14 protein-coding genes are annotated in these 13,675 nt (G+C 64.7%); 4 read left to right on the top strand and 10 right to left on the bottom strand.

Annotated elements, in window-relative coordinates; genetic code table 11:
- Window positions 1-205 precede the first annotated feature (205 nt).
- From VOM14_RS17220 to waaA, 4 genes are all read left to right on the top strand, one after another.
- Window positions 206-1,600 carry a phosphomannomutase/phosphoglucomutase gene (locus VOM14_RS17220; RefSeq protein WP_327629918.1) on the top strand — a complete coding sequence of 465 codons (1,395 nt, stop codon included), beginning with the start codon at window positions 206-208 and terminating at the stop codon, window positions 1,598-1,600.
- A gap of 260 nt (window positions 1,601-1,860) precedes the next feature.
- Window positions 1,861-2,862: a lipopolysaccharide heptosyltransferase I gene (waaC, locus tag VOM14_RS17215; RefSeq protein ID WP_327629917.1), complete on the top strand. Its 1,002-nt coding sequence runs from the start codon at window positions 1,861-1,863 to the stop codon at window positions 2,860-2,862.
- Window positions 2,863-2,911: 49 nt separating this feature from the next.
- Window positions 2,912-3,796, top strand: a complete 885-nt coding sequence (locus VOM14_RS17210; RefSeq protein WP_327629916.1) for a Kdo hydroxylase family protein — start codon at window positions 2,912-2,914, stop codon at window positions 3,794-3,796.
- A 67-nt stretch (window positions 3,797-3,863) separates the two neighbouring features.
- Window positions 3,864-5,177: a lipid IV(A) 3-deoxy-D-manno-octulosonic acid transferase gene (waaA, locus tag VOM14_RS17205; RefSeq protein WP_327629915.1), complete on the top strand. Its 1,314-nt coding sequence runs from the start codon at window positions 3,864-3,866 to the stop codon at window positions 5,175-5,177.
- Window positions 5,178-5,205: 28 nt separating this feature from the next.
- Here the strand turns inward: waaA and ureG are convergent, their stop codons facing one another.
- The 10 genes from ureG to urtC form a co-directional block, all read right to left on the bottom strand.
- Complete coding sequence (gene ureG, locus VOM14_RS17200) at window positions 5,206-5,859, bottom strand: urease accessory protein UreG (RefSeq protein WP_327629914.1); 654 nt, start codon at window positions 5,857-5,859, stop codon at window positions 5,206-5,208.
- Window positions 5,860-5,870: 11 nt separating this feature from the next.
- Window positions 5,871-6,551 (bottom strand): urease accessory protein UreF, encoded by a 681-nt coding sequence (locus VOM14_RS17195; protein ID WP_327629949.1) that lies wholly within the window; start codon window positions 6,549-6,551, stop codon window positions 5,871-5,873.
- Window positions 6,538-7,149, bottom strand: a complete 612-nt coding sequence (gene ureE, locus VOM14_RS17190; RefSeq protein ID WP_327629913.1) for an urease accessory protein UreE — start codon at window positions 7,147-7,149, stop codon at window positions 6,538-6,540. Before ureE ends, VOM14_RS17195 begins: the two co-directional genes overlap by 14 nt.
- Window positions 7,150-7,151: 2 nt before the next feature.
- Window positions 7,152-8,858 carry an urease subunit alpha gene (gene ureC / locus VOM14_RS17185; protein ID WP_327629912.1) on the bottom strand — a complete coding sequence of 569 codons (1,707 nt, stop codon included), beginning with the start codon at window positions 8,856-8,858 and terminating at the stop codon, window positions 7,152-7,154.
- Window positions 8,859-8,921: 63 nt separating this feature from the next.
- Window positions 8,922-9,227: an urease subunit beta gene (locus tag VOM14_RS17180; protein WP_327629911.1), complete on the bottom strand. Its 306-nt coding sequence runs from the start codon at window positions 9,225-9,227 to the stop codon at window positions 8,922-8,924.
- Window positions 9,228-9,252: 25 nt separating this feature from the next.
- Window positions 9,253-9,555, bottom strand: coding sequence for an urease subunit gamma (ureA, locus tag VOM14_RS17175; RefSeq protein ID WP_102132564.1), 303 nt, complete (start codon window positions 9,553-9,555; stop codon window positions 9,253-9,255).
- A 295-nt stretch (window positions 9,556-9,850) separates the two neighbouring features.
- Window positions 9,851-10,744 carry an urease accessory protein UreD gene (locus VOM14_RS17170; protein WP_327629910.1) on the bottom strand — a complete coding sequence of 298 codons (894 nt, stop codon included), beginning with the start codon at window positions 10,742-10,744 and terminating at the stop codon, window positions 9,851-9,853.
- Between the two features lie 102 nt (window positions 10,745-10,846).
- Window positions 10,847-11,539, bottom strand: a complete 693-nt coding sequence (urtE, locus tag VOM14_RS17165; RefSeq protein ID WP_327629909.1) for an urea ABC transporter ATP-binding subunit UrtE — start codon at window positions 11,537-11,539, stop codon at window positions 10,847-10,849.
- A gap of 39 nt (window positions 11,540-11,578) precedes the next feature.
- Window positions 11,579-12,478, bottom strand: a complete 900-nt coding sequence (gene urtD, locus VOM14_RS17160; RefSeq protein WP_327629908.1) for an urea ABC transporter ATP-binding protein UrtD — start codon at window positions 12,476-12,478, stop codon at window positions 11,579-11,581.
- Window positions 12,475-13,674, bottom strand: a complete 1,200-nt coding sequence (gene urtC, locus VOM14_RS17155; protein ID WP_327629907.1) for an urea ABC transporter permease subunit UrtC — start codon at window positions 13,672-13,674, stop codon at window positions 12,475-12,477. The genes urtD and urtC overlap by 4 nt, the downstream gene beginning before the upstream one ends.
- Window position 13,675: the final 1 nt, after the last annotated feature.

Below are 13,675 nucleotides of genomic sequence, written 5' to 3'. Positions count from 1 at the left end.
ACCCGGCCGGTTGTATCGGCGACGTTACAAATGGAGGGCATCTAAGCATTAGAATGGTGTTTCAAGGCGGGTCCGAAAAGCGCAATTATAAGTTGGAACCGGATCGCTTCCGGCAAGGGCGCAGCATCGTGGTCAATCGCTACGTTTTACCGATTCGTCATGGCTGCGCCGGTCAAAATTTTCCATTGCACGCAAGTGAGCCAACATGATCTCCAAATCCATTTTCAAGGCGTATGACATTCGCGGTGTGATCGGCAAGACGCTCGACGCCGATGCGGCGCGTTCGATCGGCCGCGCCTTCGGCAGCGAAGTGCGTGCACAAGGCGGCGACGCCGTGGTGGTCGCGCGCGACGGGCGCCTGTCCGGTCCCGAACTGATCCAGGCATTGTCGGACGGCCTGCGCGCGGCCGGCGTCGACGTGGTCAATGTCGGCATGGTGCCCACGCCGGTCGGTTACTTCGCGGCAAGCGTACCGCTGAAGCTCGCGGGCGGCGAACGTCGCGTTGATTCGTGCATCGTCGTGACGGGTAGTCATAATCCGCCGGACTACAACGGCTTCAAGATGGTGCTGCGCGGCGCGGCCATTTATGGCGAGCAGATTCAGGCGCTGCATCAGCGCATCGTGGACGACAACTTCGCGCAAGGCAGCGGCACGTACGCCGAATACGACATCGCCGACGCGTATCTCGAACGCATTGCGAGCGACGTCAAGCTCGCGCGCCCGATCAAGATCGTCGTGGACACCGGCAACGGCGTCGCCGGCGGCCTCGCGCCGAAGCTCTTCAAGAAGCTCGGTTGCGAACTGGTCGAGCTGTTCACGGAGATCGACGGCAACTTCCCGAACCATCACCCGGACCCGGCTCACCCGGAAAATCTGCAAGACGTGATTCGCGCGCTGAAGGAAACGGACGCGGAAATCGGCTTCGCGTTCGACGGCGACGGCGATCGTCTCGGCGTCGTCACGAAAGACGGCCAGATCATTTATCCGGACCGCCAGCTGATGCTGTTCGCCGAAGAAGTGCTGTCGCGCAACAAGGGCGCGCAAATCATTTACGACGTGAAGTGCACGCGCAACCTCGCGAAGTGGGTGAAGGACAAGGGCGGCGAGCCGCTCATGTGGAAAACCGGCCACTCGCTCGTGAAGGCGAAGCTGCGCGAAACCGGCGCGCCGCTCGCGGGTGAAATGAGCGGCCACGTGTTCTTCAAGGACCGCTGGTACGGTTTCGACGACGGCCTGTACACCGGCGCGCGTCTGCTCGAAATCCTCACGCGTGTGCAAGATCCGAGCAAGCTGCTGAACTCGCTGCCGAACTCGAACTCCACGCCGGAGCTGCAACTGAAGCTCGAAGAAGGCGAGAACTTCGAACTGATCGCACGCTTGCAGCAGAACGCGAAGTTCACCGGCGCGGACGACGTCGTGAAAATCGACGGTCTGCGTGTCGAGTATCCGGACGGCTTCGGTCTTGCGCGTTCGTCGAACACCACGCCGGTCGTGGTCATGCGTTTCGAAGCCGATAACGAGGCGGCGCTCAAGCGCATCCAGGAAGACTTCCGCCGCGTGATTCTGGCGGAGAAGGCCGACGCGAAGCTGCCGTTCTAAAGCTCGAAGGAAGGCATCAACGAAGTGACGAACGAAGGCATACGCGGCGGCGCGGTTCGCAACGAACCGCAGCCGTCGTGCGAAACGCGGCGCGGGTATCACTTACCGCGCCGCGTTTTTTCATGCCGGTTTTTCATGCCAATCAGCCTGGTCGCGCTAGAATTGCCGTCCTCGTGAGAAAACGTGAGCTTCGGCGTGGATCGACTCCGGTTTTCTCATCTTCAACGCATCTTCGGGCCGGATAGCCGGTTTTCCCACTCTTGAGCGTGCAAAAGATACTGATAGTGAGGGTGTCGTCGTTGGGCGACGTCGTTCACAACATGCCGGTGATCGCCGACATCCGGCGTCGCCATCCCGACGCTCAGATCGACTGGCTCGTCGAGGAAAGCTTCGTGGGGCTCGTCGAACTCGTGAGCGGCGTGCGGCGCGCGATTCCCGTGTCGCTGCGGCGTTGGCGCAAACGCATTCTCTCGGCGGACAACTGGCGCGAGATCGGCGCATTCCGGCGCGCGCTCGCGGCCGAGCACTACGATCTCGTGATCGACTGCCAGGGGCTCATCAAGACCGCGTGGGTCGCGAGCATGGCGCGCGGACCGCTTGTCGGTCTCGCGAATCGCACCGACGGCGCGGGCTTCGAATGGCCGGTGCGCTTCTTCTACAACAGGCGCGTGCCGATCGAGCCGCGCACGCATGTGGTCGAACGCACGCGGCAACTGGTGGCCGCGGCGCTGAACGAGCCGCGCCCGCAACCCACCGACGACATCGACTTCGGCATCGACACGCGGCGCGCGGCGCTGGCTTTGTCGGCGGCGAATCTGAATCTGCCGGTGCCTTATGTGGTGTTCGTGCACGCGACTTCGCGCGCCGACAAGCAATGGCCCGACGCCGCGTGGATCGAGTTGGGGCAGGCGCTCGTGCGGCGCGGCGCGTCGATCGTGCTGCCGTGGGGCAGCGAGTCCGAGCGCGCCACCAGCGAGCGTCTCGCGAAGGAATTCGGCGCGGCCGCCATCGTGCCGCCGAAGCTTTCGTTGCCGGCGGTGGTCGGTCTGATCGAAGGCGCGGCTGCCACGGTCGGTGTTGACACAGGTCTCGTTCACATCGCGGCCGCGCTGAAGCGGCCCACCGTCGAGTTGTACAATTTCGCCACCGCGTGGCGCACCGGCGGCTACTGGTCGCCGGATGTCGTCAATCTCGGCACGGCCGGGCAACCGCCCACGCTGCAACAGGTGAAGTCGGCGCTGGCCGGCTTCGGCCTGCTGTAAATCGTCCGGCGCGCTTCGCCTTACGCTCCATCCGTTTTCAAGGGCGATCATGAACGAAACCCAGATCATCGAAGTGGCGAACGCCGACTGGTACGGACGCAATCTGTCCGTGCCGCGCGAGACGCTGCTCGCCGGCGTCGAACGCGGCAAAGTGCTGTATTTTTCGAACCTGCGCTTCGCGATCGAGGGCGGCGAGCGCGCGCTCCTCGACCCCGCGCTGGCCGATCCGAACCGCAAGAACATCAGCCTGGAGCCGAATGGCGGCGCATTGCATGGCGTGGCCGGCGACGCCGTCACGCAGTCCGCGGTGCGCGCGCTGATCGGGCGTTATCAGGCGAATGCGCGCACGCTGGTCGATGGTCTTTTTCCCGAGTACAACGGCAAGCTGCGCGTCGCGCCCACGAGTCTGCGGCTGCATCAGGTGGAAACGCGCCAGACGTCATGGCGTAAAGACGATAGCCGCTTGCACGTGGACGCCTTTCCGTCGCGGCCCAATTACGGCGAGCGCATTCTGCGCGTGTTCACCAACGTCAATCCGCATGGCGCGCCGCGCGTGTGGCGCGTCGGCGAGCCGTTCGAGGACATGGCGCAACGCTTCCTGCCGCATATCAAGCCGCAAATGCCGGGCTCGGCGTGGCTGCTGAATCTGCTGCACGTCACCAAGTCGCCGCGCAGCGAGTACGACCATCTGATGCTCCATCTGCACGACGGCATGAAGGCCGATCTGGATTATCAGAAAACGAGCCCGCAGCAGACCATGCCGTTTCCGCCGGGCAGCGTGTGGGTGTGCTTCTCCGATCAGACTTCGCATGCGGTGATGTCGGGCCAGTTCATGCTGGAGCAGACTTTTTTCCTGCCGGTCAAGGCGATGGCGCAACCCGAATGCGCGCCGCTCGGCATTCTCGAACGCCTGAAGGGCAGGGCGCTGGTTTGAGCGCCGCGGCTTCTTCCGAATCGCGGGCCGCGTGCCGTCGCCGCGCGCTCCAGCACGAGGAGCGCCGATGCTAAGGGCGATCTACAACGCGCTCTGGTGGATCGTCGCGCCGCTCGCCGTGCTGCGTCTTCTGATCCGTTCGCGCAAGGAACGCGGCTATCGTCAGCATATTGGCGAGCGCTTCGGCTATACGCGCGGACGTTTGCCCGAGGACGACGTGCCGCTCATCTGGGTGCATGCGGTGTCGGTCGGCGAGACGCGCGCCGCGCAACCGCTAATCGACGCGCTCATGCATGCGCGTCCCGACGCGCGCATTCTCCTTACGCACATGACGCCGAGCGGCCGCGCGACCGGCGAGCAGATTTTCGGCGACCGCGTGTTGCGCAGCTATCTGCCCTACGACATGCCGCGCGCGGTGCGGCGCTTCCTGCGCGCCTGGCGGCCGTCGCTTGGCCTCGTGATGGAAACCGAAGTGTGGCCGACGCTGATCGACGAATGCCGGCGCGCGGATGTGCAACTCGTGCTGACGAATGCGCGGATGTCGGCGCGTTCGTATAAGCGCGCGGCAAAGTTCGGCGGCGCAACGAAAGACGTGTTCGGTGGCTTTGCGCGCGTGCTGGCGCAGAGTCCGTCCGATGCCGAGCGGCTCACCGCGCTCGGCGCGCGCAACGTCGCGGTGCTGGGCAATCTGAAGTTCGACATGTGCACGCCGCCGGAACTTGCGGCGCGCGGTCATGCGTGGCGCGCGGCGATCGGCGCGCGGCCCGTGTGGGTCGCGGCGAGCACGCGCGAGGGCGAAGAGGATCTCGTGTTGCAGGCGTTCGCGGCGCTCGGCCTCGAGCATGCGCTGTTGATTCTCGTGCCGCGTCATCCGCAGCGCTTCAATGAAGTGGCGGCGCTCGTCGAGAAAGCGGGGCTGCGGCTCGCGCGCCGCTCGGCGTGGGCGCCGGACGCGAAAGTGGCGTCGGCGGCGCTGGCGGCGAGCGGCGGCGTGCCGGCTTTGCCGGCTGACGTGAACGTGCTGCTCGGCGATTCGATGGGCGAACTGGGCGCTTACTATGCGGCGTCGGATCTCGCGTTTATCGGCGGCAGTCTGTTGCCGCTCGGCGGGCAGAATCTGATCGAGGCGTGCGGCGTGGGCGTGCCGGTGCTGATCGGGCCGCACGTGTTCAACTTTACGCAGGCCACGGCCGACGCGCTCGCCGCGGGCGCCGCGGTGCAGGTGCAGGACCCGGCCGATCTGGCGCGCGCGCTGCGCGAACTTTTCAACGACAAGGCGCGCCGGCTCGCCATGGGCGGCGCGGCGTCGGCGTTTGCCGCGCGCCATCGCGGCGCGACCGCGCGCACGGTGGATGTGCTCATGGCGGTGTTGCCGGAGTGAGGCCCAGGCGCGCAACGCGCCTTCTGCCTCACACTCGCAACAAGCCTTTCCTCTCGATAAACCGCACCACCTCGTCCAGGCCGTCCAGCGCCTTCAGATTGCACATCACAAAAGGCCGCTCGCCGCGCATCTTTTTCGCGTCCGACGCCATCACGTCGAGGTTCGCGCCCACGAGCGGCGCGAGGTCCGTCTTGTTGATCACGAGCAGGTCCGACTTTGTGATGCCGGGGCCGCCCTTGCGCGGAATTTTCTCGCCGCCCGCCACGTCGATCACGTAGATGGTCAGGTCCGACAGTTCCGGGCTAAAGGTCGCCGCGAGGTTATCGCCGCCCGATTCGATGAAGACGATGTCCGCATCGGGAAAGCGCGTCAACATGCGGTCCACGGCTTCGAGGTTGATCGACGCGTCCTCGCGAATCGCGGTATGCGGACAGCCGCCCGTCTCCACGCCCATGATCCGCTCGGCCGGCAAGGCGCCCGCCACGGTCAGCAAACGCTGGTCTTCTTTTGTGTAGATGTCGTTGGTGATCGCGACGAGGTCGTAGCGATCGCGCATCGCCTTGCAGAGCATTTCGAGCAGCGTGGTCTTGCCCGAGCCGACCGGGCCGCCGACGCCCACGCGCAGCGGCGGCAGTTTTTTCGTGCGGATCGACGCGGGAGCGGCTTGATGAAGTGCGTTCATGATGGATCGTTTTATGAGCGAAAGAGCCGCGAATACTGCGACTCGTGACGCGCCGACAGAATGCCGAGTTGCGGCGCGAAGGTATTGAGGTTCTCAGGCGAGGTGGCGAGCGCGCGCGCGACCGCCGCATTGATCGGCTCACGCAATCCGACGATGATGCGTTGCCCCGCCAGTTGTCCGAGCGGCACGGCCTTCAACGCAGCGGCCGCCTGGTTTTCCACCCAGCTGAAAGCGTAAGCGGCGAGCGCGGCGTCGGTAGCGGCGTCGTGCGCATAGGCGGCGAAGGCGAAGGCCGTGGGCTGCGCGAGCGGCGTCATCGAGGCGAGCGTGGCGCGCCTTGCCGCATCGCTCCATTCGAGCGACACGCACAACTGGCGCAACGACCAGCCCATTTGCTGCGTTTCGCGCCGCAGTTCGGCGGACTCGCGGCTCGCGAGAAATTCGCTGTTGGCTTCTCCGAGACTGGCGGCGTCGTGCGCGCGCCAGCGCTCCATCTGATGCGCGAGGAACGGCAGTTCGCCGTGCGCGAGTACGTCGGTCAAGCCGCTTTCGATCCACGCGCGTGCGGAGTCGGCGTCGGTGATCAGTTGCGCTTCGATTGCCGCTTCGAGACCTTGCGAATAACTGAACGCGCCGATCGGCAGCGCCGGCGACGCGAGATGCAGCAGGGCGGTGAGCTCAGCGATGCGCATGACGGTGGTGATGCGCGTGACCGCAGGATTCATCGTTAGCATGATCGTGCTCATGGTCGTGTTCATGATCATGCTCATGGCCATGATGCTCGCCGAACACCTGCTGCGCTAACGCGTAGTCTTCCGCGAAGGTCTCGTCATGCCCATGCTTGTGCCCGCCGCCATACGCGCCGGACTCGGGCTGGAACGGCATCGACACCTGATCGACTGTCGCGCCGATGCGCTTGAGCATGTCGGCCAGCACCGGATCGTATTCGAGCTTCAGATAATTCGCGCCCACTTCCACCGGCGTATGACGGTTGCCGAGGTGATAGGCCGCGCGCGTCAGCGTCAACGCAGCGGCGGCGCGCACGTAGAGCAGCGCTTGCGGCGCGGCGATCACGCGCACGAGGCCGCCGTCGTCGGCGACGAGCACATCGCCGTCGCGCAGCACCGTGCCGCGCGGCAGCAGCACGGCCACTTCCTCGCCGTTATCGAGCGTGGCCGCGAGCCGGCTCCTGCGACGATCGTCGAAAGCGAGGGTCAAGGTGGGCGCGCGCTTCACGAGCACGGGTGCGAGTTTCAGATGCGGGGCAATCAGTTTGTCGAGTGTGCGCATGGTCAGAACAGAAAATAGCGTTGCGCCATCGGCAAAACCGTGGCGGGTTCGCAGGTCAGCAGTTGACCGTCGGCGATCACCTGATAGGTTTCCGGATCGACGCTGATCGACGGACGCCACGCGTTGTGAATCATGTCGGCCTTCGTGATGTTGCGGCAGTTCTTCACGGCCACGATACGCTTTTGCAGGCCGTAGCGCCCGGCGACGTCCGCATCGGCGGCGAGTTGCGAGACGAAAGTCAGCGACGTGCGGCCGCGCGCGCCGCCGCGCGTCGCGAACATCTCGCGATAATGCACCGGCTGCGGCGTCGGAATCGACGCGTTCGGGTCGCCCATCTGCGCCATCGCGATCATGCCGCCCTTCAGGATCAGCGACGGCTTGATGCCGAAAAACGCCGGTTCCCAGAACACGAGATCGGCCCACTTGCCCGGCTCGATCGAACCGACTTCATGCGCGATGCCGTGCGTGATCGCCGGATTGATCGTGTACTTGGCGACGTAGCGCTTCGCGCGGAAGTTGTCGTGCCGCGCGTTGTCTTCGGCGAGCGCGCCGCGTTGCACCTTCATCTTGTGCGCGGTCTGCCATGTGCGGATGATGACTTCGCCCACGCGGCCCATTGCCTGCGAATCCGACGACAGCATCGACAGCGCGCCGAGATCGTGCAGGATGTCTTCGGCGGCGATGGTTTCGCGGCGAATCCGCGATTCGGCGAACGCAATGTCTTCCGCGATCGACGGGTCCAGATGGTGGCACACCATCAGCATGTCGAGATGCTCGTCGAGCGTGTTGACGGTGTACGGGCGCGTCGGATTGGTGGAGGAGGGCAGCACGTTCGCCTCGCCGCACACCTTGATGATGTCCGGCGCGTGGCCGCCGCCCGCGCCTTCCGTGTGATACGTGTGGATCGTGCGGCCCTTGAACGCGGCCACGGTGGCTTCCACGAAACCCGCTTCGTTCAGCGTGTCCGTGTGAATGGCGACTTGCGTGTCGGTGTCGTCGGCGACCGAGAGGCAGTTGTCGATCGCGGCCGGCGTCGTGCCCCAGTCCTCGTGCAGCTTCAGGCCGATCGCGCCCGCCGCGATCTGTTCGAGCGCCGGTTGCGGCTGGCTCACATTGCCCTTGCCGAGAAAGCCGAGATTCATCGGGTAGCCATCGGCGGCTTGCAGCATGCGTTCGAGATGCCACGGGCCGGGCGTGCAGGTGGTCGCATTCGTGCCGGTGGCTGGACCGGTGCCGCCGCCGAGCATCGTCGTCACGCCGCTCGCGAGCGCCTCTTCGATTTGCTGCGGGCTGATGAAGTGGATGTGCGTGTCGATGCCGCCCGCCGTCACGATCAGCCCTTCGCCCGCGATCACTTCGGTCGAGGCGCCAATCGCAATCGTCACGTTCGGCTGGATGTCCGGATTGCCCGCCTTGCCGATTGCCGCGATGCGGCCGTTTTTGATGCCGATGTCGGCCTTCACGATGCCCCAGTGATCGAGAATCAGCGCGTTCGTCACGACGGTATCGACCACGTCGGCGTGCCCGCGTTGCGACTGGCCCATGCCGTCGCGAATCACTTTGCCGCCGCCGAATTTCACTTCTTCGCCGTAAGTGGTGAAGTCGCGTTCGACTTCGATCAGCAACTCGGTGTCGGCGAGCCGCACGCGATCGCCGGTGGTGGGGCCGAACATTTCCGCGTATGCGCGGCGGCCAATGCGTAAGGTCATGATGAGAGTCCCGAAATGAGCGGCACGCGGTTGGAGTTCAAGCGCAGCGGCGCGCGACGCGCATCACAGCTTGCCCATCACGCGGCCGTTGAAGCCGTAGACGACGCGCTCGCCCGCCAGTTCGACCAGCTCGACGGTGCGCTCCTGGCCCGGCTCGAAACGCACGGCGGTGCCCGCTGCGATGTTCAGCCGGAAGCCGCGCGCGGCTTCGCGGTCGAACGCGAGCGCGTCGTTCACTTCGTAGAAATGGTAGTGCGAGCCGATCTGCACCGGCCTGTCGCCGGTATTCGACACGAGCACCGTGACGGTCGCGCGGCCCGCGTTGAGTTCGTGCTCGCCGTCGTCGGTCAGAAGTTCGCCGGGAATCATGGACGTGCCTTATGGAATCAGCGGATCAGGGAATCGGATGATGAACCGTGACGAGCTTGGTGCCGTCGGGGAAGGTGGCTTCCACCTGAATGTCGGGGATCATGTCGGGCACGCCTTCCATCACGTCGTCGCGCGTGAGGAGCGTGGTGCCGTAATGCATGACCTCGGCGACGGTCTTGCCGTCGCGCGCCGCTTCCATCAGTGCTGCCGTGATGAAGGCGACCGCTTCCGGATAGTTCAGTTTGAGGCCGCGCGCGCGGCGCCGTTCGGCGAGCAGCGCGGCGGTGAAGATCAGCAGCTTGTCCTTCTCGCGAGGTGTTAGCTTCATCGGATGAGTGCGTTGGGTTGCGCCTGATTCGAACCGATCAGGCAGCGGCAAGGATCGGCGTTGCTCGTCGCGCGGGCGACGCGTGCGCGGCCGGACAACATGGCGACGCTATCAAGTCCGGCTAACGGCGCGCTTACAGACGGACATCACGATCCAGATGACATCTCTCAACAGCCTGGTCATGCGGCTCTTTTTCATATTACTTTGACCGTGCCACGATGAGCGCCAGGCCGCGCCACGTCGGCACAAACAGAAACATTGGCCGACTCAGTCAGCAACGCCGCCGAACAAAAACTCATGTCGCCCAAATCCTCAACGGCACCGCCTCGGCCCCGTGCACGACAGGCCTCAACGCCATCCAGCATCGAGTCAAAGCCTGCTGCAACGTTTCCATCGACCTCGACACAACGCGCACGAGCAGCACGCCTTCGGTCACGCAGGAAGCGCCCGCGCGCACGGCATCGTCGAAGGGAAGCTGCGCCGTGAGCGCTTGCGCCAGCGCATCGTCGCAAGCCGCGCCGACGGCCCACAGCGTCCCATACGCCGGAAACCCGCCGAGCCCTTGCGCGGCATCGCGCAGCGGATCGCCGGCCGCGAGACTCGTACGCTCCAGCCAGAGCAACTCGCCGTCAGCGCGCACGATCCGCGACACGGCGCGCAAGCTTCCCTGCGACCACCGCTCGCCGGCCGCCTGACGTCCAAGCTGCGTCGCGTCCCAGCCAATCGCGGTAGCGCCTTCACCTAGCGTCAACGAAAAATCCAGCGCTGCATTCGCATGATCGAAAACGATATTGTTCTGCGGCAGCCAATCGAGTTTCGCGTTCTCGCCGACATGCACCGCGATGGTCTGCCGCGCGGCGCGCCCATTGGATTTGTACCACTTGGTCGCGCCAGGCGTCGTGATCACCGCATGCGCGGCGGCGCCGACATCGACGTCTATGCACAGCTCGTCGCCGCCCGCGATGCCGCCCGGCGGATGCACGATTACCGCATGACATATGCGCTCGCCTTCGGGATAAAGCGGCCGCTGCACGCGCAACGGCCCCTCATGCAGCCGATGCCTGAGCACGGTACGCTGCGCCTGCGCGACAAATCCGAGTTCGAGCCGCGCGCGCCACTGGGAATGCGCGCCGCCCTGCGCTTCAGATTGAGCGCCCGCCAGCGTGACGTGATTTTCGTGAAGCGACATGCGATTGATCGTGCGATCGATGTGTGAATACAAGCCGCGCGGAACGCGCCCGAAGACGCGCCGAGCATAGCACGCGGCCTGACCTCTCCTGACGCCTGGGGCTCACACGGCGATCAGCGCGCGCACGCCGTCGGCATCCATCTGGCCGCCTTCGCCGCCCGCGACAATCTCGCCGCGGCTCATCACCCAATATCTGTCGGCCATGTCCTTCGCGAAATCGTAGTACTGCTCGACGAGCAACACGCTCACGCCCATGTCCTCGACCAGTCGACGCAGCGTGCGGCCAATGTCCTGAATGATCGATGGCTGAATGCCTTCAGTGGGTTCATCGAGAATCAGCAGTTGCGGCTCGCTCATTAGCGCGCGCGCAATCGCGAGCTGTTGTTGCTGCCCGCCCGAAAGATCGCCGCCGCGTCGGTGGCGCATATCCTTCAGCACCGGAAACAATGCATAGATGCGCTCGGGAATCTGCCTGGGCGCTTTCCTGCTCGCGGCGCCCACCAGCAGATTTTCCTCGACGCTCAGGCGTGGAAAAATATCGCGTCCTTGCGGCACATACGCGAGTCCCTTCTGGACGCGCGAGTAAGTGGGCAGTTTCGTGAGCGGCGTGCCGCGCCACGCGATGGAACCGCTCTTCGTCGGTACGACGCCCATCAGGCAGCGCAGCAGCGTGGTCTTGCCCACGCCGTTGCGGCCGAGCAGCACGGTTAGTTTGCCGTCGGGCACGGTGAGCTTCACATCGCGAAGAATGTGGCTGCCGCCGTAATACTGGTTCAGGTTGTCTACTTCAAGCATGTCTGTCGGGCCTAGGGTTCGCCTGGTTCGCCTGTCCGTTCATCGGCCGAGATATGACTCGATCACGGTCTCGTCGCGTTTGACTTCGTCGAGCGTGCCGTGCGCGAGCACGCGTCCTTCGGCCATCACCGTGACCTTGCCGGTCTCGCCGGATAAAGCCGCGACGAACTCCATGTCATGCTCGACGACCATCATCGAGCACGCGCCGCGCAGACGGTTGAGGAGGTCGGCCAGTTGCATGGTTTCGTCGTCGGTCATGCCGGCCGCGGGTTCGTCGAGCAGCAGCAGCGCGGGCTGTTGCATCAGCAACATGCCGATCTCCAGACGCTGCTTCTGGCCATGCGAGAGTTCGCCGGCAAGACGCCGCGCGTCGCTTTCCAGGCCAATCAACATGAGCGTCTGCTCGATGCGCGCTTGCGCCTCGCGATCGAGCCGCGCGCGCAGCGACGCGAGCCATCCCTTGTCGGCTTTCATCGCCAGTTCGAGGTTTTCCCACACGGGATGCTGTTCGAACACCGTCGGTTTCTGGAACTTGCGTCCAATACCGGCGCGCGCGATGGACGGCTCGTTCATGCGCGTGAGGTCGATGGACTGGCCGAGAAAAACCTTGCCGGAATCGGGCACGGTCTTGCCGGTGATCACATCCATCATCGTCGTTTTGCCCGCGCCGTTCGGGCCGATGATGCAGCGCAGCTCGCCCGCGTCGATGGCAAGCGTCAGCGCATTCAACGCGCGAAAGCCGTCGAAGCTCACGGTCACGTCTTCGAGGTAAAGAATCGTGCCGTGCGACACGTCGATCTCGCCCGGCACCACCGCGTGTCCCATGCTCGCGACGCCGCTCAACGCATGCGCGGACGCGAAGTTGGACAGATGCTCGGACCGATGTTCCGGCGGATAGTCGGGCAACGCGAGATCGGGAACCATCGGGTTTTCGTTCATGAGCGATGCCTTTTGCGCGTCGCGAGCGCCACGAGTCCCATGATGCCGTTCGGCAGAAAGAGCGGCACCAGCACGAAAATCAGGCCGAGAAAGAACAGCCAGTATTCCGGGAAATTTGCCGTGAAAAAGCTCTTCGCGCCGTTCACCGCGAACGCGCCGACAATCGGTCCGATCAACGTGCCGCGTCCGCCCACGGCGACCCAGATCGCCATTTCGATCGAGTTGCCCGGCGACATTTCCCCCGGATTGATGATGCCGACCTGCGGCACATACAGCGCGCCGGCCAGGCCGCACAACACCGCGGACACGGTCCACACGACGAGTTTGTACGCGAGCGGGCTGTAGCCGAGGAACATCAGTCGCGTCTCGCCGTCGCGCACGGCGGTGACGACGCGGCCGAGCTTCGACGTGACAATCGCGCGCGCGCCGATGAACGCGAGAATCAGCACCGCGAACGTGATCAGCAAAAGCGCGGTGCGGGTGCCCGGATGCGTGATCGGAAAGCCGCCGATACGCTTGAAGTCGGTGAAGCCGTTATTGCCGCCGAAGCCCGTCTCGTTGCGATAGAACAGCAGCATCGCGGCGAACGTCATGGCTTGCGTGATGATCGACAGATACACGCCCTTCACGCGCGAGCGGAACGTGAAGAAGCCGAACACCCACGCCACCACCGCGGGCGCCAGCACGACGAGCAGCAACGCATAGCCGAGATGCTGCGTGCCTTGCCAGTACCACGGCAAGTGGTGCCAGTCGAGAAACACCATGAAGTCGGGCAGATCGCTGCCGTACTTGCCGTCATGACCGATCGAGCGCATCAGGTACATGCCGATCGCGTAACCGCCGAGCGCGAAAAAGAGCGCGTGGCCGAGACTCAGAATGCCGCAGTAACCCCACACGAGATCGAGCGCGAGCGCGGCAATGGCGTAACACATGAACTTGCCTGCGATCGTCGTCGCATAGGCGGAGAGATGCAGCGGGCTCGTTTCCGGCGCCACCAGTGTGGCGAACGGCACGCCGAGCCCGAACAGCACGATCAATGCGATCAGCGCGAGCCACGCGCGCCGCGACAACAGCGCGGGACGCGGCGGCAAGCCCAACGCGAATCCTGTCTGCGCGCCGCGCGACGCGGCGGCGCTCGTGTGGCCCATCGCGCTTCCATGCGCGGACGCGGTCGAGGACGAAGTCGCGGATGTCATC

Origin of the sequence: Paraburkholderia sp. MPAMCS5, assembly GCF_036016995.1 — a bacterium.
Taxonomy (GTDB): Bacteria; Pseudomonadota; Gammaproteobacteria; order Burkholderiales; family Burkholderiaceae; genus Paraburkholderia.
The sequence above is the reverse complement of the archived record's forward strand: the minus strand, read 5'-3'. Positions and strand labels throughout refer to the sequence as shown.

Bases quoted from the DNA above. Each gene is read 5' to 3' on its own strand.
- VOM14_RS17210 (WP_327629916.1), top strand. From the start codon at position 2,912: ATGAACGAAACCCAGATCATCGAAGTGGCGAACGCCGACTGGTACGGA.
- urtD (WP_327629908.1), bottom strand. From the start codon at position 12,478: ATGAACGAAAACCCGATGGTTCCCGATCTCGCGTTGCCCGACTATCCG.
- ureG (WP_327629914.1), bottom strand. From the start codon at position 5,859: ATGAACGCACTTCATCAAGCCGCTCCCGCGTCGATCCGCACGAAAAAA.
- urtC (WP_327629907.1), bottom strand. From the start codon at position 13,674: ATGACATCCGCGACTTCGTCCTCGACCGCGTCCGCGCATGGAAGCGCG.
- waaA (WP_327629915.1), top strand. From the start codon at position 3,864: ATGCTAAGGGCGATCTACAACGCGCTCTGGTGGATCGTCGCGCCGCTC.
- VOM14_RS17220 (WP_327629918.1), top strand. From the start codon at position 206: ATGATCTCCAAATCCATTTTCAAGGCGTATGACATTCGCGGTGTGATC.
- ureE (WP_327629913.1), bottom strand. From the start codon at position 7,149: ATGCGCACACTCGACAAACTGATTGCCCCGCATCTGAAACTCGCACCC.
- ureC (WP_327629912.1), bottom strand. From the start codon at position 8,858: ATGACCTTACGCATTGGCCGCCGCGCATACGCGGAAATGTTCGGCCCC.
- VOM14_RS17180 (WP_327629911.1), bottom strand. From the start codon at position 9,227: ATGATTCCCGGCGAACTTCTGACCGACGACGGCGAGCACGAACTCAAC.
- urtE (WP_327629909.1), bottom strand. From the start codon at position 11,539: ATGCTTGAAGTAGACAACCTGAACCAGTATTACGGCGGCAGCCACATT.
- VOM14_RS17170 (WP_327629910.1), bottom strand. From the start codon at position 10,744: ATGTCGCTTCACGAAAATCACGTCACGCTGGCGGGCGCTCAATCTGAA.
- VOM14_RS17195 (WP_327629949.1), bottom strand. From the start codon at position 6,551: ATGCGCATCGCTGAGCTCACCGCCCTGCTGCATCTCGCGTCGCCGGCG.
- ureA (WP_102132564.1), bottom strand. From the start codon at position 9,555: ATGAAGCTAACACCTCGCGAGAAGGACAAGCTGCTGATCTTCACCGCC.